The organism is Clostridioides sp. ZZV15-6598, assembly GCF_020657705.1.
Lineage (GTDB): Bacteria > Bacillota > Clostridia > Peptostreptococcales > Peptostreptococcaceae > Clostridioides > Clostridioides difficile_F.
In genome coordinates this window covers 1-5447 of sequence record NZ_JAGWCS010000194.1, presented here as the reverse complement: position 1 = coordinate 5447, position 5447 = coordinate 1, and the positions used below count along the sequence as shown (strand labels likewise).

Annotated in this window: 4 protein-coding genes; all 4 read left to right on the top strand. The window is 25.1% G+C overall.

Annotated elements, in window-relative coordinates; genetic code table 11:
- A partial coding sequence (locus KGF50_RS20185; RefSeq protein WP_227849717.1) for a hypothetical protein occupies positions 1-355 on the top strand: 355 nt, incomplete at its 5' end.
- 442 nt (positions 356-797) lie between these two features.
- A complete protein-coding gene (locus KGF50_RS20180) occupies positions 798-2714 on the top strand; it encodes an endonuclease MutS2 (RefSeq protein WP_227849716.1) in 1917 nt (638 codons plus the stop codon).
- Positions 2715-2865: 151 nt separating this feature from the next.
- Entirely contained in the window at positions 2866-3615 is a 750-nt protein-coding gene (locus KGF50_RS20175; RefSeq protein ID WP_227849715.1) for an ABC transporter ATP-binding protein, read from the top strand.
- 25 nt (positions 3616-3640) lie between these two features.
- Entirely contained in the window at positions 3641-5383 is a 1743-nt protein-coding gene (locus tag KGF50_RS20170; RefSeq protein ID WP_227849714.1) for an ABC transporter permease, read from the top strand.
- Positions 5384-5447 lie beyond the last annotated feature (64 nt).

Below are 5447 nucleotides of genomic sequence, written 5' to 3'. Positions count from 1 at the left end.
GTATTACATGAACTATGAGAGCCTAGATTTTAGAGATAGTTTATCATTAAAAATGCTAAGTGAAATAATTCCATCAATACAAGCTTTTATTGATGAAGGAATAGAAAAAAAGCTTATACATTTAGATGATAGTTATCAAGCTTCAGTGTTTATTACTTATGGTATTTATGGACTTGTACACGAAGAAAGAATTCAAAAATATAATAGTAGTGATATGGAATTGATTTTATCTAAAGTGCCAAAGCTATTATCAAGAATCTTAGATGTAGATGAAAATATTTTTGTATATAAGTATGATTTTATTTATGATGGAGTATATGTATCTTTCAATTATATTACCTTCAAGAATTACTAAAATATCTAATGAAGAAAATATGGGTGTCTCAACTGGGATTTTTAATACATTACAGTTTTTTGGTTCTTTTGTTGGGGAAGTTTGACTGGCTTACTATGGGGTATAAATGAGAAGATAAGCATTATTTTTATTTTAATAGTGAGCATTATAGGTGTTTTAATCATGCAAAAACAGAAATAAATTTATTTATATTGACACTGGTATATAGTTTATGAAATAATGTTAAAGTGACTAAAATAGTCAAGAAAAAATAGAAAAGGAGCAGTGTTTTATGAAAAAGAATACTAACATTAGTGAGTCCGGGGTTAGACTTCTTAATAAATAAGGAGTTTAATGCATAATAATTCCTTATTTATTAAGTCGATTACAAATAATTATTATAAAAGTAAGTGAGATAGTTATTTAAAATTCATGACTTATAAATAAAGGAGAAAGTAAAATAATGAATAGTAATACAATTGAAAGACTACAACTAAATGAAGTTAAAGAATTAATAAAAATATATTGTGTAAGTTCACTTGGAAGAAATCTAATAGACAAATTAACTCCTAGTGGAAATATTGAAGTAGTAAGAAGAAAATTAAAAGAAAATAAAGAAGCTAGAAAAATAGTTGAAAACAGTAATCATATACCACTTGAAGGGTTGTTTAATGCAGGTTCTACAATAGATAAAATTGAAAAAGGAATGATAATAGAACCTATTGAACTTGTAAATATAGAGGATTTTTTAAGAGGTTGTAGGAAGATGAAAGCTTTTATGTTAGACAAAGAATTTTATTCACCTACATTAAGTTCTTATGCTTTAAATATAACAGAATGTAAAAACATAGAGGAAGAGATAAACTACTGCATAAAATCAAACAAAGTTGATTCTAATGCCAGTAAAGAATTAAAAAAGGTAAGACGAAATATAGAAATTACAGAAGGAAAAATAAAAGATAGATTAAATAAGTTTATAACATCAAGTATAAATAAAAAGTATATACAAGAGTTTATAATAAGTAAAAGAAATGATAGATATGTAATACCAATTAAATCTTCTTATAAAAATGAAGTTGATGGTACAATACTAGATACTTCATCAAAAGGAAATACTGTATTCATTGAACCAATAAGTGTGTCAAATTTAAGTACAGAATTGACTATGTTAAAAGCTGATGAGACTATTGAAGAATATAAGATATTATCTTATTTGACAGAGATTATATTTGATAAAATAACTCAGATAAAGTTAAATATAGAGATACTTTCTGAATATGATATGGTATTTGCAAAAGCTAAATATAGTCAAAAAATAAATGGTATTACTCCAAAAATAAACAACAATGGATATATAAAAATAATCAAAGGAAAGCACCCACTTTTAACAGGAGATGTAGTACCTTTAGATTTTGAAATAGGTAAAAATTATAGAAGTCTTGTAATAACAGGACCTAATGCAGGTGGAAAAACTGTAACTCTTAAGACTGTTGGACTATTAACTTTGATGGTTCAATGTGGTCTTGATATTTCTGCTAAAGAAGATAGTGAACTAAGTGTATTTGAAAAAGTGTTTGTAGATATAGGAGATAATCAAAGTATTGAAAATGCTCTAAGTACTTTTTCATCACACATAAAAAATATTGCAGAAATTATGAACTCATCAAATAATTCCACACTTGTTCTATTTGATGAAATAGGTAGTGGAACTGAACCTAATGAGGGAGCAGGACTAGCAATATCATTGTTAGAAGAATTTTATAGTATGGGATGTATAACAATAGCATCAACTCATTATGGGGAGATAAAAAAGTTTGCTAACTTGCATCCAGAGTTTGAAAATGCAGGTATGATGTTTGATAAAGAAACTTTAGAACCACTATATAAGTTAACAATAGGAAAATCTGAAGATAGTAATGCTCTTTTTATTTCTAAAAAGATGGGAATAAAAAATAAGGTATTAAATAGAGCTAAAGAGTATATAACTGATAGAAATTACAATTTAGATTTAGTTAAGAGAAGTAAATTACAATCCAATACTGAAAATAAAGATAATGCTGAATTTATTTCTCATTATACAGAGTATAATACAGGTGATAAAGTAAAATTATTAGATGAAAATGACTTTGGAGTTGTATGTAAACCTAGAGATAAATTTAATAATGTAGAAGTATTATTTAAAGACAATTTTGTTTTAGTAAATATAAAAAGATTAGAACTTAGTATAAAAGCAGAAGAGTTATATCCAGAAGGATATGATTTAAACTCATTGTTTACTAGTTTTAAAGATAGAAAATTGGAAAAAGACATTCAGAGAGGTTCAAAAAAAGCTCTTAAACAGATTCAAAAAGAAATTAGAGAAAATAGAAAACAAATATAAAAAATACAAATGACTATTTAAAATGTAAATAATTATTTTACAAAACATGAGTAATAAATGCGATTATTTTTGCGTATTTTACTCATGTTTTTTTTTGTGTAAAAATTTATACTTTAAACATAGATGAAATAATATTAAAGGAGGCATAAATATGGATGTTTTATTATCTGTAAAAGATGTAACAAAGATTTATAGTAAAAATAAAAAACCAAGTTTGAATCATGTTTCATTCGAGGTAAATTCTGGTGAATTTGTTGGGATTATGGGGGCATCAGGTTCTGGAAAAACAACTTTACTAAACGTATTATCTACAATAGATAGTGTAAATAGTGGTGAGATAGTAATTAATGGTGTAAATTTAAAAGAATTAAATAATAACTCTACTGCAGATTTTATAAAGGATACTATTGGATTTATATTCCAAGAATACTTTTTAATTGATAGTTTGAATGTTTTTGAAAATATAGCTGTACCACTTACTTTAAAACATATGCAACCAAGTGAAATTGAAGATTCTATCAAGTTATTAACAAAACGATTTGGAATAGATTCAATTTTGTATAAGTATCCAAATGAGTTGTCTGGTGGTCAATGTCAAAGGATTGCTGCAGCAAGAGCTATTATAAAAAAACCATCTATAATACTTGCAGATGAACCAACTGGAGCACTTGATTCAGTATCCGCAAATGAGTTACTGAAAACACTAAGTGATGTAAATCGAGAACTAAAAACTACTATATTAATGGTAACACATGATGCTTATGTAGCTAGTTTTTGTAGTAGAATTTTGATTTTTAGAGATGGTAAAATCATAGATGAACTTCAAAAAAATGAAAAAAATCATAAAGATTTCTTTGAAGCTATAGTTAGCAAGACAACTAAACTAGAAGAGATATATTAGTATACATTAAAAGGAGGTAGTAAAAATGAATATATATAATATTGCTAAAAAGAATCTCAAGAAAAACTTTTCATTTTATTCATTGTATTTGTTTTCTGTAGCTTTTATACTCATGATATTTTTTAGTTTTGTATCTTTTTCTATGAATGATATTATAATGAATAAAATTTCATCTGATGGAAGAGTAGAAACTATGACAAAAACTATTTCAATTTTTATAATTTCATTTGTATTGTTCTATATGCTTTACTCAAATAGGTTTTTTATAAGACGTAGAATGAGAGAGCTTGGCATATACACCTTAATGGGATATAGAAAATCAAATATATTAAAATTGGTTATGATAGAAAATGTATTTATTTGTATGATTGCTTTTATTATAGGTGTTTTAACAGGCTCATTATTACATAAGCTTATTATATATATAATTGTGCATTCATTAGATTTAAATATAGATAGTTCAAAGATACCTTTTTTTAATAAAAATGCTATTATTTCTAGTCTATTATTTTTAATTGTTATATTACTTGTACTATATTTTTCAAATTGGAAATTGATTCGAAGAAATTCTCTTCTTAATTTAGTCAAAATAGAACAGAATGAAGAAAAACAGATTAGAATAAGACCTTTGATAGCTTTTATAGGTATTTTTATGCTTATATTAGGATATGTACTAGCTTTTGATATGACTAGAGGAAAGGATTCTGTTTGGTATAGTATTGGTTTTTCTCCAATTGCTATATTGACCTTACTTTGTGTAGTTGTTGGAACTATTTTTTTTATAAATTCATTTTTACCTTATATTATTAGAATATTAAAGACTAAAAAAAATCATTTTTATAGAGAAATACAGATTATTACAATTCCTAAGTTTATTTATTCCATACGTTCTAATGCAAAAACATTAATTTTATTAACTTTGCTGTCAGCAGGGACATTATGTATATTTGCATCAACTGTTTTGTCAATTTATTATCCTGTAGTGGCAGTTTCTCGTATAGTACCTTCTGCTATTGAATTTAAATTAGAAGAAAACATTAATGTTGATAAAATTATTAACGATGTAAAAAATAGTGAACTAGTAGAAAATTTTAAATACATAGAAACAAATATTATAAAAGTAAATTCTTCATCAAAGGATTTACCAATTGAATATTCTATTGGAAAAGATAAAGGAAGAGTCTCTGGGTTTGATTGTATATCAGAGTCTGATTATATAGAATTAATTAAACAACAAGGGAAAAAAATTGATTTTAAACCTCTAAATTATGATGAAAGTATATTAGTAAAATATAGACCAAGTAAAAAGAATGTGGACAAAGGGAAAATCCTTAATTTAGATTTATATTCAGATAAAAAAGTAGATGTAGTTATAAAAGATACTACATTAGATAATCCAATTAGTTTTTCTAATAGTGTAGGGACATTAATAGTGTCAGATGAATTGTATAATGAAATAGCAAGCTACAATAGTCTATCAAGAAATTCTATTATAAGTATTGATGGAAAAGATATGAGAGATAGTAAAGAAATTTATGAAAGACTTAAAAATTTATTAAAGGATAATCCATATTTTATAAGTGCTTATCAAAGAAAGTTTGAAATTGTGCATGAGAGTAGTTCGACATTTTTATTGATTAGCTTTCTTTCTGTTATATTTTTTATTGCTACAGGAAGTATGTTATATTTTCATAGTATTTCTAATGCTATTTATGATAGAAATAGTTTTAATATATTGAGCAAAATAGGATATAGTCAAAAACAATAATGGGACTTAGAAAAAAAATCAATTCAGAAGATATTTTACTGTTCTCAAATAAAGATAAAAAGTA

Bases quoted from the DNA above. Each gene is read 5' to 3' on its own strand.
- KGF50_RS20180 (WP_227849716.1), top strand. From the start codon at position 798: ATGAATAGTAATACAATTGAAAGACTACAACTAAATGAAGTTAAAGAA.
- KGF50_RS20175 (WP_227849715.1), top strand. From the start codon at position 2,866: ATGGATGTTTTATTATCTGTAAAAGATGTAACAAAGATTTATAGTAAA.
- KGF50_RS20170 (WP_227849714.1), top strand. From the start codon at position 3,641: ATGAATATATATAATATTGCTAAAAAGAATCTCAAGAAAAACTTTTCA.